Origin of the sequence: Eggerthella sp. 1_3_56FAA, assembly GCF_000185625.1 — a bacterium.
GTDB classification, from domain to species: Bacteria; Actinomycetota; Coriobacteriia; order Coriobacteriales; family Eggerthellaceae; genus Eggerthella; species Eggerthella lenta.
Map to the genome: position 1 here is coordinate 87,713 of NZ_GL622580.1, position 26,696 is coordinate 114,408.

The 26,696-nt window shown below is 63.3% G+C and carries 21 protein-coding genes; 7 read left to right on the plus strand and 14 right to left on the minus strand.

What is annotated here, in order from left to right; genetic code table 11:
* Positions 1 to 2: 2 nt before the first annotated feature.
* Genes tilS through HMPREF1023_RS05830 form a run of 4 tightly spaced genes read right to left on the minus strand, consistent with a single transcriptional unit; the run spans position 3 to position 5,716 of the window.
* Positions 3 to 1,118: a tRNA lysidine(34) synthetase TilS gene (gene tilS, locus HMPREF1023_RS05815; protein WP_009305263.1), complete on the minus strand. Its 1,116-nt coding sequence runs from the start codon at positions 1,116 to 1,118 to the stop codon at positions 3 to 5.
* Positions 1,118 to 3,775, minus strand: a complete 2,658-nt coding sequence (locus tag HMPREF1023_RS05820) for an EAL domain-containing protein (RefSeq protein ID WP_009305264.1) — start codon at positions 3,773 to 3,775, stop codon at positions 1,118 to 1,120. The genes tilS and HMPREF1023_RS05820 overlap by 1 nt, the downstream gene beginning before the upstream one ends.
* Entirely contained in the window at positions 3,772 to 5,088 is a 1,317-nt protein-coding gene (rlmD, locus tag HMPREF1023_RS05825) for a 23S rRNA (uracil(1939)-C(5))-methyltransferase RlmD (RefSeq protein ID WP_050784812.1), read from the minus strand. The genes HMPREF1023_RS05820 and rlmD overlap by 4 nt, the downstream gene beginning before the upstream one ends.
* Positions 5,066 to 5,716 (minus strand): GntR family transcriptional regulator, encoded by a 651-nt coding sequence (locus HMPREF1023_RS05830; protein WP_009305266.1) that lies wholly within the window; start codon positions 5,714 to 5,716, stop codon positions 5,066 to 5,068. The genes rlmD and HMPREF1023_RS05830 overlap by 23 nt, the downstream gene beginning before the upstream one ends.
* Before the next feature lie 377 nt (positions 5,717 to 6,093).
* Here HMPREF1023_RS05830 and HMPREF1023_RS05835 point away from each other — a divergent pair, with 377 nt between their 5' ends.
* The 5 genes from HMPREF1023_RS05835 (at position 6,094) to HMPREF1023_RS05855 (ending at position 10,624) form a co-directional block, all read left to right on the plus strand.
* The gene (locus HMPREF1023_RS05835; protein ID WP_009305267.1) at positions 6,094 to 6,870 is read left to right on the plus strand and encodes a dimethylarginine dimethylaminohydrolase family protein; all 777 of its coding nucleotides are present in this window, start codon (positions 6,094 to 6,096) and stop codon (positions 6,868 to 6,870) included.
* Positions 6,871 to 7,170: 300 nt separating this feature from the next.
* On the plus strand, positions 7,171 to 8,673 hold the full coding sequence (locus HMPREF1023_RS05840; protein WP_009305268.1) for a basic amino acid/polyamine antiporter: 1,503 nt from the start codon (positions 7,171 to 7,173) through the stop codon (positions 8,671 to 8,673).
* A 153-nt stretch (positions 8,674 to 8,826) separates the two neighbouring features.
* Complete coding sequence (locus tag HMPREF1023_RS05845; RefSeq protein WP_009305269.1) at positions 8,827 to 9,195, plus strand: phage holin family protein; 369 nt, start codon at positions 8,827 to 8,829, stop codon at positions 9,193 to 9,195.
* 221 nt (positions 9,196 to 9,416) lie between these two features.
* Positions 9,417 to 9,920, plus strand: coding sequence for a CidA/LrgA family protein (locus tag HMPREF1023_RS05850; protein ID WP_009305270.1), 504 nt, complete (start codon positions 9,417 to 9,419; stop codon positions 9,918 to 9,920).
* Positions 9,921 to 9,925: 5 nt separating this feature from the next.
* Complete coding sequence (locus tag HMPREF1023_RS05855; RefSeq protein ID WP_009305271.1) at positions 9,926 to 10,624, plus strand: LrgB family protein; 699 nt, start codon at positions 9,926 to 9,928, stop codon at positions 10,622 to 10,624.
* A gap of 571 nt (positions 10,625 to 11,195) precedes the next feature.
* Here the strand turns inward: HMPREF1023_RS05855 and HMPREF1023_RS05860 are convergent.
* From HMPREF1023_RS05860 to HMPREF1023_RS05870, 3 genes are all read right to left on the minus strand, one after another.
* Complete coding sequence (locus HMPREF1023_RS05860) at positions 11,196 to 12,368, minus strand: iron-containing alcohol dehydrogenase (protein WP_009305272.1); 1,173 nt, start codon at positions 12,366 to 12,368, stop codon at positions 11,196 to 11,198.
* 109 nt (positions 12,369 to 12,477) lie between these two features.
* Positions 12,478 to 13,272 (minus strand): ZIP family metal transporter, encoded by a 795-nt coding sequence (locus HMPREF1023_RS05865; RefSeq protein WP_009305273.1) that lies wholly within the window; start codon positions 13,270 to 13,272, stop codon positions 12,478 to 12,480.
* A 561-nt stretch (positions 13,273 to 13,833) separates the two neighbouring features.
* Positions 13,834 to 15,585 carry an FAD-dependent oxidoreductase gene (locus tag HMPREF1023_RS05870; RefSeq protein ID WP_009305274.1) on the minus strand — a complete coding sequence of 584 codons (1,752 nt, stop codon included), beginning with the start codon at positions 15,583 to 15,585 and terminating at the stop codon, positions 13,834 to 13,836.
* Positions 15,586 to 15,786: 201 nt separating this feature from the next.
* Here HMPREF1023_RS05870 and HMPREF1023_RS05875 point away from each other — a divergent pair, with 201 nt between their 5' ends.
* The gene (locus tag HMPREF1023_RS05875; RefSeq protein WP_009305275.1) at positions 15,787 to 16,674 is read left to right on the plus strand and encodes a LysR family transcriptional regulator; all 888 of its coding nucleotides are present in this window, start codon (positions 15,787 to 15,789) and stop codon (positions 16,672 to 16,674) included.
* A gap of 55 nt (positions 16,675 to 16,729) precedes the next feature.
* On the opposite strand, the gene HMPREF1023_RS05880 is transcribed toward HMPREF1023_RS05875, so the two are convergent.
* The 7 genes from HMPREF1023_RS05880 to HMPREF1023_RS05910 form a co-directional block, all read right to left on the minus strand.
* Complete coding sequence (locus tag HMPREF1023_RS05880) at positions 16,730 to 17,248, minus strand: ferritin (RefSeq protein WP_009305276.1); 519 nt, start codon at positions 17,246 to 17,248, stop codon at positions 16,730 to 16,732.
* Positions 17,249 to 17,398: 150 nt separating this feature from the next.
* Positions 17,399 to 18,595 (minus strand): hypothetical protein, encoded by a 1,197-nt coding sequence (locus tag HMPREF1023_RS05885; RefSeq protein WP_009305277.1) that lies wholly within the window; start codon positions 18,593 to 18,595, stop codon positions 17,399 to 17,401.
* 228 nt (positions 18,596 to 18,823) lie between these two features.
* Positions 18,824 to 19,717, minus strand: a complete 894-nt coding sequence (gene nrfD, locus HMPREF1023_RS05890; protein ID WP_009305278.1) for an NrfD/PsrC family molybdoenzyme membrane anchor subunit — start codon at positions 19,715 to 19,717, stop codon at positions 18,824 to 18,826.
* A 6-nt stretch (positions 19,718 to 19,723) separates the two neighbouring features.
* Complete coding sequence (locus HMPREF1023_RS05895) at positions 19,724 to 20,266, minus strand: 4Fe-4S dicluster domain-containing protein (RefSeq protein ID WP_009305279.1); 543 nt, start codon at positions 20,264 to 20,266, stop codon at positions 19,724 to 19,726.
* The gene (locus HMPREF1023_RS05900; RefSeq protein ID WP_009305280.1) at positions 20,266 to 22,467 is read right to left on the minus strand and encodes a molybdopterin-dependent oxidoreductase; all 2,202 of its coding nucleotides are present in this window, start codon (positions 22,465 to 22,467) and stop codon (positions 20,266 to 20,268) included. The genes HMPREF1023_RS05895 and HMPREF1023_RS05900 overlap by 1 nt, the downstream gene beginning before the upstream one ends.
* Before the next feature lie 14 nt (positions 22,468 to 22,481).
* Positions 22,482 to 23,216, minus strand: a complete 735-nt coding sequence (locus HMPREF1023_RS05905; RefSeq protein WP_009305281.1) for a molecular chaperone TorD family protein — start codon at positions 23,214 to 23,216, stop codon at positions 22,482 to 22,484.
* An 80-nt stretch (positions 23,217 to 23,296) separates the two neighbouring features.
* On the minus strand, positions 23,297 to 24,058 hold the full coding sequence (locus HMPREF1023_RS05910; protein ID WP_009305282.1) for a ferredoxin-like protein: 762 nt from the start codon (positions 24,056 to 24,058) through the stop codon (positions 23,297 to 23,299).
* Positions 24,059 to 24,440: 382 nt separating this feature from the next.
* On the opposite strand from HMPREF1023_RS05910, the gene HMPREF1023_RS05915 reads away from it, so the two are divergent.
* Positions 24,441 to 26,570, plus strand: a complete 2,130-nt coding sequence (locus HMPREF1023_RS05915; RefSeq protein ID WP_009305283.1) for an aldehyde ferredoxin oxidoreductase — start codon at positions 24,441 to 24,443, stop codon at positions 26,568 to 26,570.
* Positions 26,571 to 26,696 lie beyond the last annotated feature (126 nt).

Here is a 26,696-nt window from a genome sequence, read left to right on the forward strand (position 1 = left end):
ACCTACCCGCGCTTTCGGCGGGCGCGGTAGGCGGACATGGGCTCTATGCGGGCGCCGCGCTTGTTCGCGCTGACGGCGAGGTCGCCTTGGATGTTGGCCACGTAGCCGCTGCGAGGCTTGCCGCCCGCCTCGTCGTCGAACGCGGCCAGCACGGCCTCCACCGAGGCCGTCTCCACGCGGGCGTCGCGACCCAGCATCAGCTGCAGCGCGCGCATCACGGCGCGCCGGCGCAGGGGCAACGGCTCGGCGCCGAATGCGGGCGCCAGCACGCAACCTGCGTCGTACTCGTCGCCGAGCGCTTCGACGTGGCCCGCCATCAGCCCATCCACCATATCCTCCAGCATATCGTCCTCGTCGGCGATGAGGTTCATCGTGCGGCCGAGCACCTCCAGAAGCTGCGGGTTGCGCTCCTTCGCGCGCGGGACGATCTCATGGCGCACGTAGGCCCGGAACCGGTCGGTGTGCGCGTTCGTCGCGTCCTCGCGCCATAAGCAACCCGCGTCGTCGCAGGCCACGGGCGCGCCGTCGCGTTCGCGCTCGGCGATGTAGGCGCGCAGCTCCTCGCGGCTCGCATCCAGCAGGGGGCGCACCACCGGCCCGTTGCGGTACTTCATGGCGCGGAACCCACCCGGCCCCGTGCCCACGATGGAGCGCATGTAGAAGCTCTCCACGCGATCGTCGGCCGTGTGCGCCGTCAGGATGCGTCCATCGGCAAGCGGTGTCGCCGCATGCAAGCAGAGGCTTTCGAGCGCTTCGTTGGCCGCCAGGTAACGCTCGCGCCTGGCCACCGCCTCCACGTTCTCGCCCGTGCGCTGCGCCTCTCCCGCTATGTCTATGTCGCACGAGAACAGCGGAACGTCCAGCAGCTCGGCCAACTGAGCGACGAAGCGAGCGTCCTCGTCGGCATCCTCGCCCCGAAGCCGGTGGTTGACGTGCAGCATGGCAAGCTGCCCCAGCGCCCCGCGTTCCCGCAACTCGCAGGCGATATACGCGAGCGCCGTCGAATCCGACCCGCCCGACACCATCAGCAGCGCCGGCGTATCGGCATCGGCCAAGCGGCGTGCCGAGAGCACCGCCGCCGCCCGATCGACCAGCGTTTCCGTTTGCACAGCAGCCATCATGCCCTCCCCTCCAAGAACCTCCGCTCGAACTCTTCTTCTGGCAGAGGACGACCGAACAGGAAGCCTTGGATATAATCGAGACCCATGCCGCCCACCACTTCGTATTCTTCGTTGGTCTCCACGCCTTCGAGGCACACGCTGATGCCCACGGCGTGGCACAATTCCACCACGAACTTGATGAACGTGGCATCGAACGTGCTCGTCTGGATATCGCGGATGAACGCGCGGTCGATTTTCACGATGTCGGCAGGCGACGTCTTCAACACGCCCAACGACGAGTAGCCCGTACCGAAATCGTCCATGGCCACGCGCACGCCTTGCATGCGCAGCTGATCGAACAGCTCATGAGTGACCTGGGCGTCGTCGGCGAAACGGCTTTCGGTCATCTCCACGACGAGGCTCTCAGGAGGCAGCTCCGCCTCTCGCAACGTATCCACGATAAGAGGAACCAGACCGTCCTCGTCAAGTTGGCGATACGACAGGTTCACGCTCATGGTAAACGAGGGGATCGCCTTCCTCCATCGTTTACAGGTGTCCACAGCATGTTGCAGAACCCACGTGCCCACAGGAACGATAAGACCGCTCTCTTCGAGCAGCGGGATAAACTCGAGCGGCGACAAGTCGCCATACTCGTCGCAACGCCAACGCGCAAGCGCCTCGGCTCCCACGACGCAACCCGTTGCAGCTTCCACCTGAGGCTGGTAGCACAGGCTGAATCCCTTGAAGCCGTTCTCCACGCTGCCCCGTAGCAGCTCCATCAGCTCGAGCTCGCGCACGCGCTCGGCCAGAATAGGCTGTGAGAAGTTTACGCAGCGCTTCTTCCCATGCCCTTTCGCGTGTTCCAACGCGTAATTGGCGTACTTCACGAGGCTCTCGTACGTTTCGGCATCGCCGGGATATTGCGCGATGCCGCCGGACAGCGTGCAATAGAACTTGCGGCCCTCATGATCGTGCTGTCGCTGAAACATACCGCCTAGCTGCGCGTATGCGCTGCGCAGCACGTCGACATCGTCATCGACGATCACGGCGAACTCGTCGCCGTCCAGACGGTACACGCGCGCGTCCTCGGGCAGCGAGCTTTGGATGCGCTGCGCCACAAACCGAATGACCTCATCGCCGAATGCACGGTCGTAGCGGTCGTTGATGTGCCGCAAGTCGTCGATGCCCAGCACCATGAGGCTGATCCGCGCGCTCTGCATCGTCTCCATACGACGACGCACATCGTCCTCGAACTCGAACTTGTTGAAAAGTCCGGTCAGCGGGTCGACCTTGCTCTTCTTTCCCAGGTTCGTGATGAACCCGGCGAACAGCAGCGGCTTTCCCTTCGCGTCGAGGATGAGCCGGCCGCGGCATCGCAGACGCACCCATTCGCCTTTGCGGTTGATGGCGCGATACTCCACCCAATGGCGCGTCGTGCGCGCATCGGCGACTTCCTGGTTCGATTCGAGGAACGCCTGCTTGTCGTCAGGATGCACCTTCGAACCCCACACGGCTGCCGCGTTTTCCACCACCTCGGAGGGAAGGTCGAACTCTTCCACCATAGCGCGCGGGTAGCGGAACACGCCGGTTCTCATGTTGCATACGTACAGATAATCGTCGGTGCTCTCGACCAGCGCGTCGTACAGCTTGCTTTCATCGTACGAGAACGAGCACGGATCGACCGACACCCCCCTGCCCGATCGCTCAGCGCTGATCAGGGCGTTGATGTTGCGATCTATATGAAAACGTCGCTTCTCCTCGTACATACGCCGGTCCGCCAAGGCCAGCACCTCGTACAACTCCAGCGGCGCTTCGGGGTCCGCCTCTGCGATGCCGAAGCAGAAACCCATCTCGTAGGGAGGCTCGGTGCGGCGCGGAGTCGCGGAGAGCGCAGCGCGTGCGCGCTCGATCTTGACGCGCGTGGAAGCCGCGTCGCCTAGGAATACGCACACGAACTCGTCGCCGCTCAAGCGGAACCCGTAATCGTTGGGACCGAATTCGCATCGTACGGCGTTCGCGGCCGAGCGGATCAGGTAATCTCCCTCGGCATGGCCATGAAGATCGTTCACATCCTTCAGCCGGTTGATGTCGTATAGAACGACGGACACCTGCTCGCCCTCGACCGCAGCCCGCGCAAGCGAGATGCCCAGCCGCTCCTTACCGGCTCGGCGCGACAGCATCCCGGTCAGTTCGTCGGTGTTCGCAGAAACGAGCGCCGTGATGTCCACCGACTGCTGCAAATGCACACGCGACCCGTCGACCCAGGTCACCAGGCTGTCGTAGTTGCGGTACGTGCGCCCCGTCATGGGGCTTTCCTCGTCCCACTCCACCAATGGAACTTCGTCGCCGCAGCTTAGAAGCTCGTCAACCGGGCAGAAGGCGCATCGCTCGGTCAAGCCGCGCTGCAGCACCTGCCAGCACACCTTGCCCTCCGGATCCTCCACGCCGTAATCGTGCTTCATGAACCCGTTCATATAAAGAATGCGATCCGTCTTCGGATCAGTCACGTAGATGCTCGTGCGCATGCCTTCGAGAACCGTATCGAACACGAAGCTGCGCAGATCGGTGGAGCCGCCATGGCTCCCGTCGACCGCGAGCGGCGCGTCGTGCCGCATCCTCGGAACCGCTTCGTCAGGCTCATCGTTCGACGACTGACGAATATCGCAATCGCTCATCGGTCGCTCCTTTCAAAGAAGCCCTCGACGCGCTCCACCAGCGCGATCGTCTCGATGTGATCCGTATGAGGGAACATGTCGACCGGCTGCACCGTGCGAACGGCATAGCCGCGCTGGCGCAAAAAGGCCAGGTCGCGCACCTGCGTAGTCGGGTTGCACGAGATGTAGACGATGCGCCGGGGCGCCAGCGTCACTGCGGCCGCGAGGAACTCCTCGCTCGACCCGGCGCGCGGCGGATCCATCAGCAGCACGTCCACAGCATCGCCTGCGGCGGCGCGCTCGCGCATGAACGCCCCTGCATCGCCCACCGCGAACCGAGCGTTCTCCACGCCGTTGTGCTTCGCGTTCTCGCGCGCGTCGCGCACGGCCGACGCCACCGTGTCCACGCCGATCACCTGGCGCGCGCCGCGCTTGGCGGCCACCAGACCAATGGTGCCGGTGCCGCAGTAGGCGTCGATGGCCGTTTCAGAGCCGGTGAAGCCGGCCAGGTCGATGGCGCGCTCGTACAGCACCTCGGTCTGCACGGCGTTCACCTGGTAGAACGACTGCGACGAGATGCGAAAGCTCAGCCCGCACAGCTTGTCCAGGATGAAGCCCGGACCGTACAGCGTCTGCTCGCGCTCGCCGAGAATTACGTTGGTCTGGCGCTCGTTCACGTTCTGCACGACCGACGTGATGCGAGGGCAGCGGCGCACCAGCTCTCGGCAAAACGCGCGCGATGCGGGGAAAGCGCGGCCGTTCGTGACCAGCGTGACCAGGATCTCGCCGCTGGTATGTCCCACGCGCACCACGGCGTGGCGCAGGAAGCCCGTGCCGGAATCCTCGCGGTACGGCTCGAGACCGAAGCGCGGCATGAGGTCGCGGACCGTGCGGATGATGCGCTTGGCCTCTTCGTTCTCGATGAGACAGCCGTCGGTGGGGACGATGCGGTGCGATCCGGCCGCGTACATGCCGCAGAGGATCTCGCGGCGCGGCTTCTGGGCGCGCTTGCCGTCGCGGCCGCCGCGCGCGTCGCGCCCCTTCCCCGCCCGAGCGTTCGCGGAGCCTTGCAGCTTGCGGCCGGGCGCGTAGGGGGACACCACCTTGTTGCGATAGCAGTACGGCTCATCCATGCCCAGGATGGGCCGCAACGCGGACGCGTCGGCCACGTCGGCGAACAGCTCGGCCACACGCGTGTCCTTGCTTGCGAGCTGCTGCGCGTACGGAACGCCCACGTGCTGGCAGGCGCCGCACTCGCGCTCGACGGGACAGACGGGCGATTTCTGCGTGGAACGCTGCGCGGGTTGGGCGCTACCAGACGAGGAACTTGGCATTGTCGATGCTCCAATGTACGTCGCGAATAAACCGTTGCAGCTCTTCGCCGTCGCGCAGCTCGAAGAGCCTGACGATTTCCGCATGCTCTTCGTTGGCCTTGCGCAGCAGGCCGTCCAGCTCGTCGGCGCCCACGTTGGCGTACTCCCGTTTCATGAAGTAGCGGTTCATCTGGTGAATCAGCCCTATCAGACGGGTGTTGCCGCACTTGCGCACATAGCAGTCGTGGAAGTCGTGCTGCAGGTCGTCGTATTTCTTGTAGAGGCCCTTCTCGATGGCCAGCTGCATGGAACCGTGCAAAAACTGCAGCTGCGCGATGTCGTCGTCGGTCATGTCGCCCACGGCCAACAGCGCGGCGCGGCCGTCCAGCGGGCCGATGATCTCCACGATTTCGCGGGCGCTGTCCTCCGTCACACGCTTGACGTAGAAGCCCTTGCGCGGCACGTTCTCCAAGTAACCGTCGGCGGCCAGCTGGATGAGCGCCTCGCGCACGGGCGTGCGGCTGACGCCGAGCGCATCGCATATCTGCTGCTCGCTGATCTTGTGATCGTCGGCCAAAGTCCCGCCGTCGATCAGGTCGACGATGTGGTTGTATACATGGTCTTTGAGGGAACGGTATTCGTTCGTCATTTCATCCGCCTGTCGTACGGCCTTCGTGTATGCCAATATACCACAAGCACTACGGCGCATTCGCGCGCTTGCCCCGCATGTACGGAGGTTCTGCCGCATTCGCGCTCGCATTCCGACACGCATCATCGCCCGAAAAACACGCCTCAGCGGCTGGAGCGTGTTTTTCGGGCGATGATGCGCTCTGCGCACGCACCCCGCATCGCGCCCGAGGGAATTCGAGGGCTGACGCGCCCCTCGCCGTCGCCGAATGAGACCCACCATCCCCTTTTCAACAACTCCGAAAAACTTCCCGTTTCCTCTTGATTGTATACAATATACAGAATACAATATGCGCCATAGGAAGCAAACGGAAATGATCTCTCACGAAAGGATCCGTCATGACCAAGTTCTCCAACGTCATCGTCCGCCGCCCCGCCAAGTCCATGGTCGAGGGCATCACCTCCGCGCCCGAACTCGGCAAGCCCGATTACGAGAAAGCCCTCAAGCAGCATGACGACTACATCGCGGCCCTCAAGGAGTGCGGCGTCGAAGTGACCGTCCTGCCCGCCCTCGAGCAGTTCCCCGACTCCTGCTTCGTCGAGGATCCCGCGGTCATCACGCGCTGCGGCGCCATCATCACGAACCCGGGCGCCGACAGCCGCAACGGCGAGAAGGACGAGATCGAGCCTGCCGTGCGCCAGTTCTTCGACGACGAGCACGTGAAGCGCATCGTGAGCCCGGGCACGCTGGACGGCGGCGACGTCATGATGGTGGGCGACCACTTCTACGTGGGCCAGTCCGCCCGCACGAACGAAGAGGGCATTCGCCAGTTCTGCGAGATCCTGCAAGGCTGGGGCCTCGAGGGTTCCGAAGTGAAGCTGGAGAAGGTCCTGCACCTGAAGACCGGCGTGAACTACCTGGAGGACGGCAACATGCTGGTGTCCGGCGAGTTCGTGACGAAGCCCGACTTCGAGCAGTACAACCGCATCGAGATCCCCGAGGACGAGGCGTACGCCGCGAACTGCATCTGGGTGAACGGCACCGTCATCGTGCCCGAGGGCTATCCCACCGTGCTGAAGGCCGTGCAAGACGCCGGCTACGAGACGATCACCGTCGATACGTCCGAGTACCGCAAGCTGGACGGCGGCCTGAGCTGCCTGTCGCTGCGCTTCTAACCTGGGGGCTGTTTGTGGCGGCCGCCTAGCCGTTCAGAACCTGGGGGCTTTCGCACCCGGCCCCCGACCGCTCGGCCGGGAAAAGCGCTAGCGAACAATTCACTGGATTGTTCGCTAGCTCAAACCCCCAGAACCTTCACGGCTATCCGACTCGTCACAAACAGCTCGTCTCCTCCGTTCTTACATCGCCGCATACGGCGCGCTGCGGCACTTGCCCGGCGCGCCGTTGCATTTCCGACGCTCGCACCTTGCCGTGCCCTGCGTCAGCATTCCCTTCGACCCCCAGATAAAGGAGGGGCTATGTCGAACGCTGCCTCTGAAACCCTCGACGGGAGCCTCGCCGCCAGCGCAGGAGCCTCCCGCGACAAAGGTCAGATCATCGACCCGAACGGCCTCGATCTGTTCCGCCTCACCATGATGGTGATCACGGCCAGCATCTGCGGAGGCATCTTCGCGCTGGCCGGCGACATGGCCGCCGGAGGCGCCAGCACCGGCGCCGTACTCATCAGCTGGGCCATCTGCTTCGTGGGCGTGTTCTCGCTCATGATGTGCTTCAACGGGCTGTCGCAGGCCCGCCCCGATCTCACCGGCGGCATCTACGCCTACGCGGCGGCAGGATTCGGCGACTTCGTCGGGTTCAACTCCGCATGGGGTTACTGGGTGTCGGCGTGCCTGTCGAACGTGTCGTTCGCCATCCTGCTGTTCTCGGCGCTGGGGTACTTCTTCCATCCGTTCGAAAGCGGCAACAACCTGCTGTCGTGCGTGTGCGCGTCGGCGTTTCTGTGGCTGCTCGTGTGGCTCGTGTCGCGCGGCGTGAAGGAAGCGGCCGGCATCAACGTCATCGTCACCATCGCGAAGCTCGTGCCGCTTTCGCTGTTCGTGCTGTCCATCGCGCTGCTGGGCAAGTTCGACCCCGCCATCTTCATGGAGAACTTCTGGGGCGAAGCGGGCGGGCCCGACCTTGGCACGCAAATCGTGTCCACCATGATCGCGCTCGTGTGGGTGTTCACCGGCATCGAAGGCGCCGTGGTCATCTCGGGTCGCGCGAAATACGCCCGCGACGTGGGCCGCGCCACGGTCATCGGCTTCATCTCGGTGTTCGTACTGTACCTCATCATCTCGCTGGAGAGCATGGGCGTCATGCCGCGCGCGCAGATGGCCGAGCTGGCCACCCCGTCGATGGCGGGCATCCTCGAACATGCCATCGGGTCTGTCGGCGCGAGCATCGTGAACCTCGGCGTGGTGCTGTCGCTTCTGGGCGCGATGCTGGGTTACGTGATCATCGCCGCCGAGACGCCGTTCGAAGCCGCGCGCCAGGGCGTGTTCCCGAAGTCGTTCGCGCGCACGAACAAGAACGGCGCGCCCATCGTCACCGTGCTCATCTCGGCCGGCATCACGCAGCTGTTCCTGATCGTGTCGGTGTTCTCGTCGTCCACGTACCAATTCTTCTACGCGTGCGCCGTGTCCACCATCCTCATCCCCTACGTGTGCTCGGCGGCCTACTACATGAAGATCGCCTGGAAGCGCGAGCACCTGACGCCCGAGCAGGTGAAGAAAGCCCGCGTGTTCGGCACCGTCGGCTTCGTGTACACGGTGTTCCTCGTGTGGGCGGCCGGGCTGGTGGGAATCATGATCACCACTATCCTGTTCGCTCCCGGCATCATCGTATATGCCATGGGCCAGCGCGAACGCGGCGAGAAGATACTGCCAAACATGGCGGACAAGGCGATAGCCGCCGTCATCGTGGTGCTCATGGCGGTATCGATCGCCCTCATGGCCACCGGGACGATACAGGTGCTGTAGCTCCCACTGCGCCGCCTGCTCGCTCGCGCAGGCGGCGCATACGCGCGGGTCGGCGCCGTTCGTTGGGTTACGGCTCCATGACCGATGTTTTCCGTCTCGCTTTCAGCGTGCTACAGTGATACGGATATATCGTCGCACGTCAAGGAGCGTCCCATGAACTTCATCATCCGCTGGCTCGTCACCGCTATCGCCGTGGGCGTTGCGGTGTGGATCGTTCCGGGCATGGATCTGCTCGGCGGCACCGACGCGTGGGTGGGCATCGCCATCTTCGGCTTGATCCTGTCGCTGATCAACATCAGCATCAAGCCCATCATGCAGGTGCTCAGCCTTCCCATCAGCGTGATCACGCTGGGCATCTTCTACCTGGTGGTGAACACGCTCATGCTGTACATCGCGGCATGGCTGGCCAACGGGATCTTCCAAGTGGGACTGGTCATCGACTCGTTCGGCAGCGCGTTCGTGGCCTCCATCGTCATCAGCATCGTATCGGCGCTGGTGAACGCATTGGTAGGCAAGGACTAGCATCCGGATCGCAACCACCTGCAAGCGGCACCGTCGGTTTCGGCAGTGCCGCTTTCTTTGGTTCGAGAGCGCTCCGAAACGATCGGAAGGGTCGTTTGCGTGAATTCTGAGCGCAGATCGCACGCAAACACGACAACCGCCGTACAATGGGCGCGGCAAAAATTGGGCAGGCGCACAAGCAAAGCGGCGCGTGCGCCCGCATACACGTGAGGATTGGAATCGTGAAACAGCAGACCGACGCCGTCTCAGGCGTCTCCGGGTGCGCGTCCGCACCTGCTCATGGCGATGTCTCTTGGCGCGCGAAAGCAGGACGGGCGGGCAAGCGAGGAGCGCGCTTCGCCGCGCAGCTCGCCCTGGTGGTTGCCGTGTACGGTGCGGGATGCGCGATCGCAAGCGTGCTTCCTGTCCGACTTCCGGGCAACATCGTGGGCATGGTGCTGCTGTTGGTACTGCTGGGCACGGGTCTGCTGAAAGCGCGGCATGTGGGCGACGCCTGCGACTGTCTGCTGGACAACATGTCGCTGTTCTTCATTCCCGCCGGCGTGGCCATCATGGGCTGCGTCTCCCTTTTGGAGGGCAACGCGCTGAAGTTCGCGCTCGTATGCGTAATCACCACGGTGATCGTGTTCTTGGCCACGTCGTACACGGTGATGCTCGTGTCTCGGCTGACGGCGAAGCGCGTCGATGCGACAGGCGTCGCCCGCGTCGCCGACGAGGAGGCGTAGGCGCGATGGACGGCATAGCGCAACTCGCACTGACACTCGCAGTGGGAACCGTCGCCTCGTTCGCAGTGTTCAAGCTTTCCGTGCTGCTGTACGAGCGCGTGAAGTCGCCGCTGCTCAATCCCTTGCTGGTTACCGTCGCGTTCATCATCGCAGCGCTCGTGGCGCTGCGCATCCCCCTGGATTCCTACGAGCAGAGCGTGCAACTCATCTCGTTTCTGTTAGGACCGGCCACCGTGGCGCTGGCATACTCGGTGTACCGGCAGCGCCAGACGCTCAAGGAGCACTTCGTTCCCATCTTCGCGGGCTGCCTTGTAGGCTCGGTGGTGTCCATGGCTAGCGCCTATGCACTATGCAAGCTGCTGGGGCTCGACGATGCGCTGGCGCTGTCGTTCATCCCGAAGTCGGTGACCACGCCCATCGCCATTGCGGTATCGCAGCAGCTGGGCGGCATCACGTCCATCACGGTGGCCGCCGTCATCGTCACCGGCATCCTGGGCGCCATCACCGCGCCGCTCATGGCGCGTCTGTTCCGCGTGCGCGACGGCATCGCCAAGGGCGTGGCCATCGGAACGTGCAGCCACGCGGTGGGAACGACGAAAGCCCTCGAGATGGGCGAGCTCGAAGGCGCCATGAGCGGCGTCTCCATCGCCGTGTCAGGTCTGCTGACCACCGCCATCGTCATCGTCGCAAGCTGTTTTCTATAGGAAGACGCCACCTCTCCGCGGCAGGCGGCACGAATGCTTCGCGTGAGACGCCCTTTCGTTTTCGCAGATGAACGCCTCGCTTGCGAACTTTGCGCGCAACCGCTTCGTATATGAGCTAGCCTCGCATCGCATTCGCGTGGAAACCGCGTCGGAAACGCCGGCGAGAAACGTGGAATCCGCGTGGCAAGCGCGTCGGACGCGCGCGAGATCGAGGAAGATCCGCGCTGGATGCGCGCCATCTGCGCATGATACGCGGTCGCTATACTAAGAGGTACGAAGCGCAGAGGCGGCGCGGCACCACACCCCTTTCCACCAGATGCTCCCGAGCGAGGGACCGCACGGAGGGAGGTGGACGCCATGACCGTTTTGGCCTTGATAGCGGCGATCCTTGAGTTCGCTTCCAGCTTGCTGGGTTTTTTGACCGCAATAGTGGAGCGGCTCCCGATCCGCAAGGACAAGGAGCCGTAAGAAAAGTAGCCAAACCGCCGAAGCGATTCGAGAGCCGTGGGGAGTTAGAGCTCCCTGCGGCTCGCCTCTATTATACGAACGGGCGGCGCAAAAGCAAGCGCCGTTACAACGCGATCCTATAGATCTCGCGGGCATCGTCCATGGTGAGCTTCTTGAAGCTGCCGAAGGGCTCGCCCTTGTTCTCTTTGAGCGTAGGGATGAGCTTCTCGATGTCGTCTTCCTCCACGTCGAGCTCCGCGAGCGTGATAGGCATGCCGAGCGAGGCGAAGAACGAGCGCGTCTCGTCGATGGCCGACAGCGCGTCGGCGTTCACGTCGCCCGTAGGCGCCAGTCCGAACACCTCGCGACCGTAGTAGGCGAAGCGCGCCGGGTTCGCATCGTAGACGAACTCCATCCAGGCCGGGAACATGACGGCCAGGCCTGCGCCGTGCGTGATCTCGGGATAGAGGGCCGACAATTCGTGCTCCAGGCCGTGCGTCGCCCAGTCCTCGTGACGGCCGACGCCGGCGAGGCCCTGGTGGCACAACATGCCGGCCCACATCACGTTCGCGCGCGCATCGTAGTTCTCAGGATCCACCATGACGCGCGGCGCCTCGGCGCGCACCGTCTTCATAAGCGACAGGCACAGGTTGTCCGTCACCGGCACCGCGCCCACGTCGTCGAAGAAGCGCTCCAGCAGATGGCAGAACATGTCGGTAAGGCCCGCAGCTGTTTGGAACGGGGGCAGCGTGAACGTGAGCTCAGGATTCATGAACGCGAGCTTCGGACGCTGGGCGTTGTTCGCGTAGCCCGATTTCATCTGCAATGCGTCGTTCGACACCACCGTGTTCTTCGACGCCTCGCTGCCGGCAGCCGGGATGGTGAGCACCACGGCGATGGGCAGCACGTCGTCCGTCAGCCGCTTCGTCTCGAAGAAATCCCACACGTCCCCGTCGTAGTGCGCGCCCACGGCGATGGCCTTCGCCGAGTCGATGACCGAGCCGCCGCCCACGGCCAGCACCCAGTCGACATCGTGTTCCTTGCACAGCGCGATGCCTTCGCGAGCAAGCGTGATCTCGGGGTTCGGACGCACGCCGCCCAGCTCCACGTGCTTGATGCCCTGTGCATCCAACGATGCCTTCACGCGGTCGATCAGGCCGCTTTTCACGGCGCTCTGGCCGCCGAAGTGCAGCAGCACCGTACGCGCACCGCGCTCGGCCAGCTTGCTTCCCACCTGCTCTTCAGCGCCCTTTCCGAACACGAAGTGGGTCGGCGACACGAATTCGAAGTTCTCCATAGACGTTCCTTTCCGCCATGCGTTCACGTCATGTTGATTGTTCGTGGTGCAACGTATCACATAGTACTACCAGCAGCGTCTCCAAGAAAGAGCATCCTGCACCGCGCCTCTAGCCCAGCGCCACGTCCAGGATCATCATGACCAGGAAGCCGGCCATCACGCCCAGCGTGCCGGCGTTGGAGTGCTCGCCCAGATGCGCCTCGGGGATAAGCTCCTCCACCACAACGTACATCATGGCACCGGCTGAGAACGCCAGCATCCACGGCATGTACGGCGAGATGAGCCCGGCGAACAGCACCACGAGGATGCCGAACACCGGCTCAGCCAAACCCGACAGCGCTCCCAATGCGAACGCCTTCGGTGCGCTCATGCCCTCCTGCAGCATGGGCAGCGCCACTGCTGCGCCCTCGGGCACGTTCTGGATACCGATGCCGATAGCCAGCGCCACGGCCATGCCGAACATGGCGGGGTCGCCGCCGTTCTGGGCAGCCATGGCGAACAGTAGGCCAACGCTCATGCCTTCGGGGATATTATGCAACGTGACGGCCGTGAACAGGAGCGTGGGACGATCCCATTTGCTGGGCAGGCCCTCGGGCTTGCTCTCGCCCGGATGCAGGTGCGGCAACAGCTGGTGCAGCACCATGAGGAACGCCACGCCGATGGCGAATCCACCCGCAGCGGGAATCCACCCGACCTGCCCCGCTTCCTCCGCGCGCTCGATGGCGGGAATCAGCAACGACCACACAGACGCCGCTATCATTACGCCAGCCGCGAATCCTAGGAATATCCGCTGAAACACCATGCTGTTGCGCTTGCGAAACAGAAAAACCGACGCAGCGCCCAACGTGGTCATCAAGAAGGTGAAGCCGGTCCCGCCGGCAGCCCACAGCAAAGCAGTTTGCATGCTTGCTCCTATCGTATTCACTCGTTCGTGCTCATCGGCGCGTCGCACGGAATCGGGGAAACCGACGGCATCGCGCGGAGCCGTGTCCTTGTATCAATCCACAGTGTACGACAATAATCGATCACGCAGGCGATGCTTTCCCTCAGCGTCAACTTGAAGCTGCCAGCGCACGGGACCCCATCATCGCCCGAAAAACACGCCTCAGCGCGTGGAGCGTGTTTTTCGGGCGATGATGGGGGGCTTGCAGCGGAGCCCCCCCCCGACGCAACGAGGCCGGGGATGCTCCCCGGCCTCATCGAAAGGAATACCGACAGTACCGCTTGGCTGAAAGCCTACTAGCCCACCGCTCACACGATGTTCGTAGCAATACCTCACGAGACTGTTTACTTGGCGAAGATAGTCTTTATTCGTTCGTATTGCGATTTTTTTATCAACTGTCGGACAACGCCGATTGTACGCTCTTTTGTTCGGTTTGCGAACCCTCAGAAGCGTTTTTGTGCAGGTGAACAACCAAATCGTTGCCAATCGTCACCGCGTTGTCACGCCTCCGTTTCTGGTCGGCTACGCAAACTTCCCGGCCGCAAGGTCACGCCCGAGCAGATACCCGAACGTGAGGCAGTTGATGCCGTAGCTGTTGCCCGGTATAGCGAAGTTGTACGTGTTGGCGTACATATCGCCCACCATAGCGCCGACGTTGAACAAGCCGGGGATGGGCTGGTCGTTCTCGTCGCACACCTCCATGTCCTTGCTCGTTCGCAGACCGCCCATAACAGTCATGAACATCGCGTAGTTCTGCGCCGCGTAGAAGGGGCCCGCCTCGTCTATCTTCACGAGGAAGTCGGGATTCTTGTAGAAGTCCTCGTCCACGCCCTTGTCGCACAGCTCGTTGTAGCGCGCGACCACCTCTTTGAGCTTCGCAGCGTCCAAGCCCAACTGCTTAGCCAGATCGTCCAACGTGTCGGCCTTGAAGTACGCTCCCGTCTCCACACCTGCGTCCCACATGGCCACCAACTCGTCGGGAGTAAGCGGGGGCAAGGTGTAATCCATGCCGAACGAATACCACTCGTGCCCCTTGTCCAGGATGGCTTGCGGATAATTCGCCGTCCAGATGCCATACGCTACGTTGCCCGGCTGAGACAACAGGTGATTCGAGCTGTAAGGCGCCGAAATATCCTCGCGCTGGTAACGCTCGGTGTTCATGTTCACATTCAAACCCATGTGGAAGCCGCACGGCTCGTGGCTGCCGCCCCAGGCGCCCTGCATCATGGGCGCGTTCGGATACGCATGCTGCCACGCCGCACCAACCCACAGGCCCATCTTCTGACCGTCGCCGCCGTAGATGCCGGTGAGGTTGAAGCTGGTGTTGTAGTCGATCTCTCCCTGCTCGTAACCCACTAGCGGCAGCACCATCGGGCAGTACGCGGCCAGCATCTCCTTGTCGTTGGAGAAGTCGCCCGTGGCCAGCACCACAGCCTGCTTCGCGACGAACTTCACATAGCTGCCGTCGGCCATCTTCGAAGCGATAACGCCCGTCACGCGGCCCTTGTTGTCGTCCTCCCGGATGAGCTGCTCGGCCTTCGTGTCGTAGATAATCTCCACGCCCAGCTTCTGCGCCTTTGCTTCGAGCGCCTCCACGGCGCCCTGCTGGCCCGTCGACACCATGGCGCTGTTGCCCTCGGTGGAGAAGGCGTGCGCGTAGTTCGGCCCCAGGTCGAACGTGTTGTCGCGCTCCATGATGACCTGCAGGCCGCTCTCGCGGGCGATGTCGATCATCCAGTTCATAGCCTCTTCGGACTCGTTATAGCCGCGCATCCACTTCTGCTGGTCGACGGCGAACGAGGCGGCACGCATCTCGTGATAGTAGAACGGCACTGGATCGAACGGCTCGATGCCCAGCTCTTCCATCACCTTCGAGTTCTTCGCGTAGTTCGAGCCGCCGCGAGAGATAGGAGCGCTGGCCGCCGAGAACAGCGTCACCTTCGCGCCCTGCTCGGCCGCCGACACAGCCGTGGTGAAGCCGGACATGCCGCCGCCCACCACGATGATGTCGTTCTCCACCGTCTCGGTGATCTGATCATCGGGAACGGGCTCAGGCGGAATCATGAACGACCACTTCGGCATGCCGTCGGTCAGCTTGAGCACCGCGTCGGACGAGTTGATCGCGCCGTCCATTGCGGGCGATGCAGCCTTCGCCTCGTCGGTCGCGCCGCCGCTGGGCGTGCAGCCCACGATGCCCGCTGCCGCTGCTCCGGCCGCACCCACCGCTCCGAACTTCAGAAAATCACGACGCGAGAATCTTTGTTGCTTTCCCATGATGTGCTCCCTCCTGGTTAGATACCTGCCCCTTGCAGGCATCCCCATCTTACGTACCGAGCCGCATCGCAAGAAAGCAGCTTCGAGTTGCCCACCCGCAACTGTTTTCTGCTTGCGCTCCGATCATGATCGGAGGTATCAAGAAGGCGTCGGCATGCGCTATGCTGGGAGCCGACACGAAACGGCTTCTGGGAGGGGACCGTGGATATTCGGCAACTGGATTACTTCATCGTCGTGGCACAGCTGGGGAGTTTCACCAAGGCGGCCGACGAGCTTTTTCTGTCGCGCCAGGCGCTCAGCAAGGCCGTGCGCAACCTTGAGCACGAACTGGGGCAACCGCTACTGGCGAATCGCGACAACCATCTGGAGCTGACGGATGCCGGGCGCACGCTGCTCGACGATGCCGCTCCGGTTGTGGAAGCTTTCAAACAGCTGGAGCGCCGCCACGTCGGCTGCGTCGGCGCCCCTGCGCTGCGCCGAACGCTTTCGGTGGCCATGGCGCACGGCACGGCGCTCTCCATGCCTGATCGAGCCATCGACGCATTTCGGGAAGAGCATCCCGACATCGTGTTGTCGGTGGAGGAGGTGACCACGGAAACAGCCATCGACATGGTGCGCACGGGCGAATCCGACATCAGCCTCGTGGGATCGGCTCCGCAGTACCTCGAGGAATTCGACCCCATGCTGGTGGTGGAGACGGGCGTGTACGCGTTCGTCCCCGAAGACAACCCGCTCTCCGCGCGCAAAGAGCTGGAGCTGAGCGACCTCGACGGGCAGCCGTTCGTGACGTTCGGCAAGCGAAACCACCTGCACCGCTACTTCGTCGAGGCGTGCGAGGCGGCAGGCGCGCATCCAGATATCCTCATGACCACGTCCGACGCCGAACTACTCGTCCGAAGCGCCACGCAACAGCATGCGCTGTATTTCGGGTTTCCACCCCACGTGCTCAACGACCCGAAGGAGGGGTGCGCACTCGTGCGCATCGCCGTGCCGCATGCCAGTGCGTTCGGTACCTACGGCATAAAACGCAAAGGAGCGCCACTCTCGTCGTCGGCACGGCTTTTCTGGCAGTACCTGGGTTCGCTGTAAACGAAAAAACGCCCCCGCATGGGCGGGGGCGCGATAGCTCGGAGACGCTTGCGGCCTATTCCGCAGCAGCCAGCGGGGACGGCACGGAGTACACGCGCGCGGCGTTCTCCTGATCGAGGTCGTACAAGGCCTTCGCATCGGAGCCGAACAGCTTCATGCGGGTGATCATCTTGTCGGCGTTGTCCTCTTCCTCCTGCTGCTCCTCGATGAACCAGTCGAGGAACTTCATGGTGCGGTAGTCCTTCACCTCGGCAGCGGCGGCGTAGATGTCGTTGATGAGGCTGGTCACGTACTTCTCGTGCTCGAGCGCGGCCTCCAACGGCTCCAGGAACGTGGTGAATTCCTTGTCGGGCTGATCGATGGCCAGCAGCTTCACCTTGCAACCGTTCTCGTGCAGGTAGTTGCGGAAGATAAGAGCATGGTCGCGTTCTTCCTTGGCCTGGATCTCGTACCAGTTGGCAAAGCCCTCGAGACCCTCCTCCTCGTAGTAGTCGGCGAAGGACAGATACAGATACGAAGAGTACAGCTCCTTGTTGATCTGATCGTTCAGCAATTCGTACACGCGTGCGTCCATGAGCATCTCCTTCTTGGGTCGTACGGGGGTGCAAACAGGTTGGGCACCCCGTTTCATCTGCGTATATGATAAACCTCATAAGGCTTTCCGACGAGGTTCGCGCGCACGCTCGCGCCAAATCAACACAGCGGCCAACCGGATGCCAGATGCTTATTCGACCTCTTCGGCCAAGTCGAGCAGCTCGCCCTCTTCGCTCGCCCTCCGCGCGGGTTCGCCCGCCGCATGGAGCCGCCCTATGGCCGCCACCACCTCGCTCAGCACTACAGCCACGATGTAGATCGACAGGACGCTCGACCACAGCAACTGGGCGTGAGCGCCGAACAGCTGAAATACGGTCATGCCGACCGCCACGCTGGCCGCACAGCTTGCGCAAAACGCAGCGAACACTTTGGAGAATCCCACGTCGGAACTCTTCGCCATCCACAACAGAACCACGAGGCCCAGCACATTCATCAACGCCACGCCCAAATAGGAGATGGTAGAGAACAGCATCAGCCCCGACAAGGCGCCGGTAGCGTTGGCGATCGGGCACACAAGCATGAGAGCCGCTGCAACGGGAAGCGCTATACGGTAGAACGCTTGAAGAATGCCGCCTCGCGCGCGGTACGCGTGCGCAACTACCCACCATACCACTATGGCTAGCAGCAGATACGCCATCGGCTTGTACGCGACGTCCCCGGACTCGACACCGATCCGATCGGACCATAGCGTCAAACCGATCGTGAAGAAGTTGAACATGAGGCCGGCAACCGCCGCCCATCCCTTCTGCATGACTTCGCGCATGGTTTCGAGCGGCTTTACCGCGACGACGCTGCGCAAGCCGGCCTTGATTTCGTCGGCCTGCACGATCTGGCTCGCCAGCAAGGGCAGCGCCCCGCACGATACCAAGACGAGCATTCCAAGGCAGAACAGAAACGGCGTGCCGGCATGCGACACCACGAACCACCAGCACGAGGCCGCCAGGAATGCCAGCATCGTGTTGAGCAGTGCCCCTTGGTAGGAAAACAGACGATAGTAGCGACCCCATTGACGCAGCAGGCAGGTCAGGCCGAAGCCCAGGAACAAACCAGCACCCGCAGCGCTCACCGGAGTAGGCAAAACCTGGTAGAGCAGCGCGCACAACACGCCCGCGATCGATGCGAGCAACCCTACGCCGATGGACCAGCGTCGCTTCTCGCCGTCGTGCGCCGAGACGAACACGACGACACACAACGCCACCACGCCCGCAAGGAAAGAATGGATGAACAGATCCGCCGCCCCTTCGAGCGCATAGGCGCCCAGCAGCAGATTGTCGGCATGCAGGCATAGCGCGAATCCGGCAAGAACGCAGGACAGCGCCAAGCCCATGGGCGACCACTCGCGAGCATATTTCGTGATACCGTTGATCAGATTACCTTTCCATGAAGCGATCTATTATAGTGCAAAAGCACGTAAACGCAGGTAACAGATACCAGATCGGCCGCGTGAGAAGTCCTTGATCCCAGCGTTGCGCAGCGGAAACGCTCGGCAGCCCGCAAACGCACGCGCGCCGCCCCGGAGGAGCGGCGCGCGGAACATCAGGCTGGGCGATGCCCGTTACAACATGGGCACCACCATGGTCAGCGGCAGGGCCGCGACCACCACCAGGTAGCGCAGCAGGAAGCCGCCCACCAGCACGCCCGCGTCGGACGCGGCGCTGATCCAGTGAGCTTTGCGGCTCTCCTCGAACTCCTTCGGGCTGAAGAACAGAAGCCACGTCTCCAGCGCTGTGGGCAGCACGAGGCCGATGAGCACGAGCCCGATCCAGAACAGCGGCGCGTATCCGCCGACCAGCAGCGACATCACCGAGTTCCAGCCGGCCGTGGAATTCGTGCACGTGATGAACATGAGCGCAGCGATCAGCACAAGCTCGATGACGGGCAGGCAGAAGTGGAACTTCTTGAGCACGCCCACGCGGTTGAACTCGTCAGCGTGCCTGAAGATGCCGATGAGCAGCACCGACGCCGCACCGGTGGACATGGCCGACACGAGGAACAGGATGGGCAGCAGCGCGTTGTTCCACAGCGGGAACGTCTTGCACACGCCCAGCAGGGCGCCCGTGTACATGGCCACGGCCACGCCGAACACCACGCCGGCGATATCGAGCCACACCGGCACGCGCTTCTTCATGAAGTCGAGGACCACCACGACCAGCGATATCACCGTGAAGCCGCCGAGGAACACGACGCCCCAGGTCATGACCGATCCGAAGTTCGTCAGCAGCAGGGCGAAGCGCAGCGGGTTCATGAGGCCCGCCTTCGCATCGAACATCAGCAAGCACAGGCCGATGATCACCACGATAGGCGCCACCAGATGCCCGATCTTGCGCATCGACACGGCCTCGGGATGTCGCCACCCCAGAAAAGCCGAGGTCACGAACGCGCCGCCGCCGAGACCGGCGAGGAACAGATACCATGCGATGATGGCACCCCAAATAGGTTCAAACGTCATCGTTCATCACCTCACGTAAAATACTTTGGACTTGGTCAGGTCGCCCGCGATAGGCTGCGCGTTCGTCGCGACGATCTCCTTCGAGATGTCGCTGTCCGGGTCGTCCAGATCGCCGAACATACGCGCCCCCGTCAGGCAAGCCTCCACGCACGAGCACATCTTCGTGCCCGTCGTCTCGGCCGACACCGTGCAGAAGCGGCACTTGTCCACCGCGCCCGTCTCCTCGTTGCGCACGCGCACCTGGTAGGGGCACGCCGCCATGCAGTACAAACAGCCGATGCAGCGGCCGTGGTCCACGCCCACGATGCCGTCCGCGCCGATATAGGCGGCGCCGGTGGGGCACACCGCCACGCAGGGGGCGTCCTCGCAGTGCATGCACTGCAAAGGCACCGTCTCCACGCGCACGTTGGGATACGTTCCCACCTCGTGCTCCTCGTAACGGATGAAGTCCTCGGTGGGCAACAGGTTGTTCTGGCGCTGGCAGGCCACGCGGCAGGCGTAGCAGCCGATGCACTTCTTCGTGTTGATGAGCATTCCGTAGCGAGCCATTACGCACCTGCCTTCTTAACGTTGACGACCGTCTCCTGCGTGCAGGCCGACCCGTAGCCCGGCTCCATGCGGAAGGGAACGTAGTCCATCTGGCGCAGGCCCACCTCGTAGGCGGTGTGCTGGTCGGGCGACGAGCAACCGTAGTGGCTGGGCATGTACAACGCCGTCGGGTTGATGCGCTGCGTGACCTTCACGCGCACGCGACCCGTGTGCTGGCCGTTGGACACCTCCACCTCGTCGCCGTCGGCGATGCCGCGGCGGGCAGCCGTGTCGGCGTTCATCCACACGCGCGTGAGGTCGTAGTCCTTCGTGATCTGCATGAGGTCCTCGATGTTGGCCGTCTGGGTGTGGCTGTGGATGGCCTGCTTGCCGCCGATCAAGCGCAGCTCGTCGCCCATGGGCATGACAGCCGGTTCGACCCACACCGGATAGGGCGACAGCCCCGCCTTCTCGCACGCCTCGCTGGCGAACTGCACCTTCTCGGTGGGCGTCTTCCACTTCGGCGTGGAGCCGTAGGAGAACTCCTTTTCGGGGAAGTGCGCCGTGCCCGTCTTCTTCAGCGCTTCCAGCGACAGCCCCACGGTTTGGAGCTGAGCGTCGGCCAGCTCGTCCACGCTGAACTGGAAGTACTCGCCCACGCCGCACGCCTCGGCCAGCTCGGAGAAGATCTGGTCCACCGGACGCGTGTTGGGATGCACCTTCTCCAGCACCTGGTCGCGCAGCGCGACAGCCGGCACCTTGCCACCGATGAACTCCGGCAGCTCGAGGCGCTCGAGGTAGCTGGTATCGGGCAGCACGTAGTCGGCCAGCAGGGCCGTTTCGGACATCTGCACGTCCACGACCACCATGAGGTCCAGCTGCGACAGCGCGTCAGCCAAGTACGCCGTGTTCGAATAACCGGCGGCCATGTTCGAGTTGTAGAAGAACATGCCCTTGATGTCGCCGTTCTTGGCCTGCTCGGCGGCGAAGAGGTTCGTGCCCATGCTGGTCAGCGCCAGCGGGTACTCCTCGGTGCCGGCGATCTTGTTCTCGGGCTTCGGCACGCTGGGGAACTTCTCCTTGTCCACATCGCCCGCAGACACGCTGGGCGTGAAGATGGCGCCGCCCTCCTGGTTCCAGCAGCCCAGCAGCGTGTTGAACAGGCATACTGCGCGCGCCGTCTCGCCGGAGTTCGCGTACGAGCAGCCGAACGCGCCGCGCCAGCTGGGCTCGATGGACGCCGCGGGGGCCGCTTCGGCGAACTCCACAGCCAAACGCGCGATAGTGGTTGCGGGGATGCCGGTGATCTTCTCGGCCCATTCGGGCGTGCAGTCGGCCAGCGACGCGGCCCAATCCTCGAAACCCACCGCGTTATCGGCCACATACTGCTTGTCGTACAGGCCGCGCGTCACCAGCACGTTCGACATGGCCAGCAGGAAGGCCAGGTCGGTACCGGGGTTGATAGGCACCCATTCGTCGGCGAACGCGATGGAGTTGTTGCAGCGCGGATCCACCAGCACGATATGCGCGCCGTTTTCGTGGGCGCGCTGCAGCTCTGCCACCGAACTGGGGCGAATGGCGTCGGCGTAGCTGCGGCCGATGAACATCGTCATCTTGGAGTTCTCCATGTCGGACGCATAGCTGGCCGCGCCGATGGCCTGGGTGAAGCCGCTTTCCTTCGACAGATTGCAGGCAGCGCCGTGCGTGTACACGTTCGCCGAGCCCAGCGCGTTCATGAAGCGCTTCGTGTAGTACTTGCCCGACGGACGCGGATCCTGCACCATGGCAAGCGCCTGCGGCCCCTTGTCGGCGATGATGGCCTTCACCTTCTCGGCGATCTCGCTGTAGGCCTGATCCCACGAGATGGCCTCGAATGCGCCCTTGTCGTTCTTCTTGAGCGGATCGGTGAGGCGGTCCTTCGAATAGGCGATCTGGGAATAGCCGTAGCCACGGGCGCAGAGCTTGCCCTGGGCGTACGGATGGTCCTCGTCGCCGATAAGCTTCGTCAGGCGCCCGTCGACGACGTACGCCGTGAAACCGCATTTGCTCGAGCAGGCGTTGCACAGCGAATGGACGGTCTTGGTTTCTCCCCCTTGGGCCCCGTCATCAGCGTGCGCCTGCTCCCAAGCGTCGAAGCTCACATAGCCGGCCGCCGCCGTGAGCGCGACCGCTCCGGCGCTGCCAGCCAGGAAGCTCCGCCTGGTTATAGCGTGTTCTGACATAGCTGCTTCCTCTCTTATATGCATGCATGTAAACGATTGCGTTCGGCACGCGCATCCGCGTCGATCCCTTGCTCGCCAGCACCCGACGTCAACGCCAGATGCTCCCGCATGCCCACGAGCACGTCGACCAGCCCGATGTAGAACCGGGCGTCGTCGGCAAGCTCCAGCAGGCGCATGCGATACGCGGTGAGCCACGAGAACCGCTCCAAAACGAATTGGCGGGCGGCATCTCGCATCCCCGACCGCAGCAGCACGGCTGCAAGGTCGAGCTCGAGCGCAAGATGATCCGGGCACGCCGAAAATTCCGGCGGCACCCGCATGCCCATGCGCTCCACGAGATCGCGCATATAGCGCGCCGAATCTCCCTGGTACATGCCCTCGGCTTTCGAGAACGGAGACGGCAGCGACCCGTTCGACCACGTCGTGTACAACGACTCTGCCGGCACTGCCGATTCCGGCAGCCCTCCCGTGAAGTGGCGTGCGGCGAACAGCCGCTTCTCGTCGTACGTCGGCGGCGTGAACAGCGCCTTCACCTCGCCGGCGGAAAGGAACTCCTGAAGCGGGCAGCGGCTGCGGACGCGGGCTATCGGGCTGGTCGGCTCGCCGAGCGCGTCGTCGTCCTGCAAGCCGCGCCGAGCGGCGTCAAGAAAATCCGACCAGAGCGGGCCGTCTATCAGCTGCTTCCACTCGTCTTGCCCGACGGGCGCGAAACACATCGACAGCACCGTGAACATCTCGTCGTATTCCATGGCTTTTGCCTCCTTTCCGCATCTCTTCGGATCGGCCGCGCTTTCAGCGGGCCGAAACCGGACATGTCCAGCGATCACGCCTACGCTTGCACGAGGGTCGTCGTCCTCACGACGCCCTGGTCGATGACCTTCTGCGCGATATCCTCCCAATCGATGAACTTGATGGCGCCGTTCGGGCACTGCTCGGCGCAGCGTCCGCACGAAATGCACTTCGTGGATACGCCGGTCTCGCTGTCGACGCGCGGCATGTTCCACGGGCACGCCTGGCTGCACATGCCGCAGCCGATGCACTTCTTCGTGTCCACCGTGCGCGCACCGGACTCTTCGTCGGCGTAGATCGCGTGGACCGGGCAGTAGTTCATGCATGCCGGGTCGGCGCACTGCTTGCAGTGCTCGACAGTGAACTCGCAGTTATCGTAGATGCCGTCCTTGGTATCGACGCTGGCACCGAAGTTGTAGTTCGGCCACACGCGCACGCGGGCTATGTGCTGGCACACGCGACCGTCGTTCTTCAGCGTGCACATCATCTCGCATCGCTGGCAGCCCGAGCAGCGGGCACGGTCGGTCACGATCATCTTCGTGGGCGTGGTGCGTATCTCGATGCGCCCCGAAGCGATCGAGGCCGACGTGACGCCCCACGACGCCAGCACGCCGCCGACCACGAGGCCGGCAACGCCGCAGCCGGCCATTGCCAGCACCGTGCGGCGCGTAAAGGTTTTCTGCTTGGGCTCCTCTTCGGGCCCGGCGCTCTGAGGCGCGGGCGCGGATGCGTTCGTCTCCGGCGCAGCGGCCGGGAAGCTCGTATCCTCGGAGGTGTTCTGGTTCAGATTGGAATCTGACATAGCCTAGTGCTCCCTCCCTCACATAGGTACGGTGAGTGTCGTTTTCCTCGTCCCGTCGTCGCGCGAGTGTTCGATGCCCCTTTTAGGGGAACCGCCCCGAATGGAACGTTCGCGGCGACGGCTTGCGCTCGATATCGCTCCGCGCGCAGCCCCACACAACGCACGAAAGTATAGGATGGCCCCGTGCACGGCCCCTCCCCTCTTTGAGGTACTTTTTACCGCTGATCGGCTAGTTCCTCAAAATACCCTCAAAGAGGGGATGCCTCGTCCGCCTCTGTCGGCATACTGGCGAACGACGATTGTTGTCAGCACTCGCATCGCCCACGCAGGTTCCCACACAACACCGAACCTCAGTAATCTATCCAAGATTTGGAGATGCAACATGGCTGACGAAACATCGTATGGATGGGCCGGTAAGATCCTCCGCGTCAATCTGAGCACGGGCTCGATCACGACGCAGCCGACCGACCCCTACAAGGAGTACATCGGCGGCATGGGCTTGGCCAACAAGATCATGTACGACGAAGTGCCCGCCGGCACCGACCCCTTCTCCCCCGAGAACAAGCTCATCTTCGCCGTAGGACCGCTGACGGCTTCCGGCGTGCCCCTGGCCGGCCGCACCACCATCTGCTCGCTGTCCACGTTCACGAAGGACCACCTCGTGGTGGACGCCCACTGCGGCGGCATGATCGGCGCGAAGATCAAGCTGGCCGGCTGGGACGCCGTGGTTCTGGAGGGTGCATCCGACCACCCCGTATACCTCAACATCGTCGACGACAAGGTGGAGATCAAGGACGCCGGCTTCGTGTGGGGCATGGGCACCCGTGAGACCACCGAGATGCTGTGCCGCAAGGAAGGCGTCGAGGCGTGCGTGGCCGCCATCGGCCCCGCCGGCGAGAACCTGCTTCCGTACGCGTGCATCATCAACGCGCGCAACCACTCCGCCGGCGCCGGCACGGGCTCGGTGATGGGATCGAAGAACGTCAAGGCGCTGGTGGTGCAGGGCAACGGCAGCGTGAACGTGAAGGACCCGCAAGCCGTAGCCGACCTGTCCGACTACATGCTGCGCGAGGTCATCGGCTCCAACAACAACCACGTGGTTCCGCAGACGCAGCAGGAATGGGCCGAATTCTACGACAAGGGATCCCGCTGGTCCGCCCGTAGCGGTCTGACCTGGGGTATGGCCGAAGACGGACCCATCGACACGGGCGAGCCGAAGCCGGGCGAGCTGAACACGGTGGGCTATCGCTGCATGAAGTCGGTGTACGACCTGGGCGAGGTGGCCGAGAAGTACACCATCAAGATGGACGGCTGCCACGGCTGCCCCATCCACTGCTACTCCGACCTGCGCACCGAGCGCACCGGAGAACTGGGCGGCAAGACCACGTCGGGAAACACCTGCGCGGCCAACTTCCCGTTCAAGTACATGGAGGGCATCCTCAAGACGGGCATCGCCGAGGACAGCGAGTCGGGCATTGTATGGAACACGCTGATCGGCACCACCATTGACGAGCTGGGACTGTGGTGCAACTACGCGCAGCTGTGGCGCGACCTGGCGCACTGCATCAAGGCTGGCGTGTTCGACCGCGTACTTCCCGAAGAGGAGAAGGCGAAGTACGACTGGCAGCGCATCTACAACGACGACCCCACCATCATGGTGGAGCTGCTGAACGACATCGCCCAGAACGACTCCGAGATCGCCCACATCGCCTACGGCCCGTACCACTGGACCGAGCGCTGGGATGACAAGGGCTGGTTCGATCAGCAGCCCAGCCAGCTGATCAACTACCGCGGCTGGCCCGTGCACCACGCCATCGAGTGCTTCGGCCAGGTAGGCGGCGTGTACAACATGATGTTCAACCGCGACGATATGATCCACTCCGCCGTGAATTTCCAGGGCTGCGGCCTGCCTTTCGAGCTGAAGCAGGAAATCGCCGAAGAGGTGTGGGGCGGCAAGGACGCCATCGACCAGAACAAGAACTACACGCCCATGAACGAACGCAAGGCGAACTTCGCCTGGTGGAGCGTGGTCACCGACGTGCTGCACGACTCGCTGACGCTGTGCAACTGGACGTGGCCCATGACCATGAGCCCCACGAAGGCGCGCAACTACCGCGGCGACCTGGACCTAGAGGCCAAGTTCTTCAAGGCCGTCACCGGCGAGGACGTGACCACCGACGACCTGTACCAGGCCGGCGCCAGAATCATGACGCTGCAGCGCGCCAACACCGTGCGCGGCATGACGAAGGAAGACGGCACCAGGGGCGAGAACGACATGCGCAACGTCCATGATGTGATGTGCGCCTGGACGTTCGATATCGACCCGGACAAGAAGCCCTTCACCGAGGGCACCATCAAGATGGACCGCGACGACTTCCAAACCGCCCTGGGCATGGTGTACGACACGTTCGGCTGGGATCACGAGAAGGGCTGCCCGACGGCCGCCTGCCTCGACCAGTACGGCATGGCCGACGTTAAGGAAGAGCTGGACAGCCTGGGTCTGCTGCCGTAGAGCAATCCTCCGCAGGGCCGCAACCCCTCCGCGGCTTTCGCCCCCCTACCAGAACGCCCCCGGATGCAGCATCCGGGGGCGTTCTCGATTGAGCGGGAAAGGCGGCCGAAGAATACGACGACAGCC

Coding starts and splice junctions, on each gene's coding strand:
- tilS (WP_009305263.1), bottom strand. CDS start 1,118: ATGGCTGCTGTGCAAACGGAAACGCTGGTCGATCGGGCGGCGGCGGTG.
- HMPREF1023_RS05820 (WP_009305264.1), bottom strand. CDS start 3,775: ATGAGCGATTGCGATATTCGTCAGTCGTCGAACGATGAGCCTGACGAA.
- rlmD (WP_050784812.1), bottom strand. CDS start 5,088: ATGCCAAGTTCCTCGTCTGGTAGCGCCCAACCCGCGCAGCGTTCCACG.
- HMPREF1023_RS05830 (WP_009305266.1), bottom strand. CDS start 5,716: ATGACGAACGAATACCGTTCCCTCAAAGACCATGTATACAACCACATC.
- HMPREF1023_RS05835 (WP_009305267.1), top strand. CDS start 6,094: ATGACCAAGTTCTCCAACGTCATCGTCCGCCGCCCCGCCAAGTCCATG.
- HMPREF1023_RS05840 (WP_009305268.1), top strand. CDS start 7,171: ATGTCGAACGCTGCCTCTGAAACCCTCGACGGGAGCCTCGCCGCCAGC.
- HMPREF1023_RS05845 (WP_009305269.1), top strand. CDS start 8,827: ATGAACTTCATCATCCGCTGGCTCGTCACCGCTATCGCCGTGGGCGTT.
- HMPREF1023_RS05855 (WP_009305271.1), top strand. CDS start 9,926: ATGGACGGCATAGCGCAACTCGCACTGACACTCGCAGTGGGAACCGTC.
- HMPREF1023_RS05860 (WP_009305272.1), bottom strand. CDS start 12,368: ATGGAGAACTTCGAATTCGTGTCGCCGACCCACTTCGTGTTCGGAAAG.
- HMPREF1023_RS05865 (WP_009305273.1), bottom strand. CDS start 13,272: ATGCAAACTGCTTTGCTGTGGGCTGCCGGCGGGACCGGCTTCACCTTC.
- HMPREF1023_RS05870 (WP_009305274.1), bottom strand. CDS start 15,585: ATGGGAAAGCAACAAAGATTCTCGCGTCGTGATTTTCTGAAGTTCGGA.
- HMPREF1023_RS05880 (WP_009305276.1), bottom strand. CDS start 17,248: ATGGACGCACGCGTGTACGAATTGCTGAACGATCAGATCAACAAGGAG.
- HMPREF1023_RS05885 (WP_009305277.1), bottom strand. CDS start 18,595: ATGGGCTTGGCGCTGTCCTGCGTTCTTGCCGGATTCGCGCTATGCCTG.
- nrfD (WP_009305278.1), bottom strand. CDS start 19,717: ATGACGTTTGAACCTATTTGGGGTGCCATCATCGCATGGTATCTGTTC.
- HMPREF1023_RS05895 (WP_009305279.1), bottom strand. CDS start 20,266: ATGGCTCGCTACGGAATGCTCATCAACACGAAGAAGTGCATCGGCTGC.
- HMPREF1023_RS05900 (WP_009305280.1), bottom strand. CDS start 22,467: ATGTCAGAACACGCTATAACCAGGCGGAGCTTCCTGGCTGGCAGCGCC.
- HMPREF1023_RS05905 (WP_009305281.1), bottom strand. CDS start 23,216: ATGGAATACGACGAGATGTTCACGGTGCTGTCGATGTGTTTCGCGCCC.
- HMPREF1023_RS05910 (WP_009305282.1), bottom strand. CDS start 24,058: ATGTCAGATTCCAATCTGAACCAGAACACCTCCGAGGATACGAGCTTC.
- HMPREF1023_RS05915 (WP_009305283.1), top strand. CDS start 24,441: ATGGCTGACGAAACATCGTATGGATGGGCCGGTAAGATCCTCCGCGTC.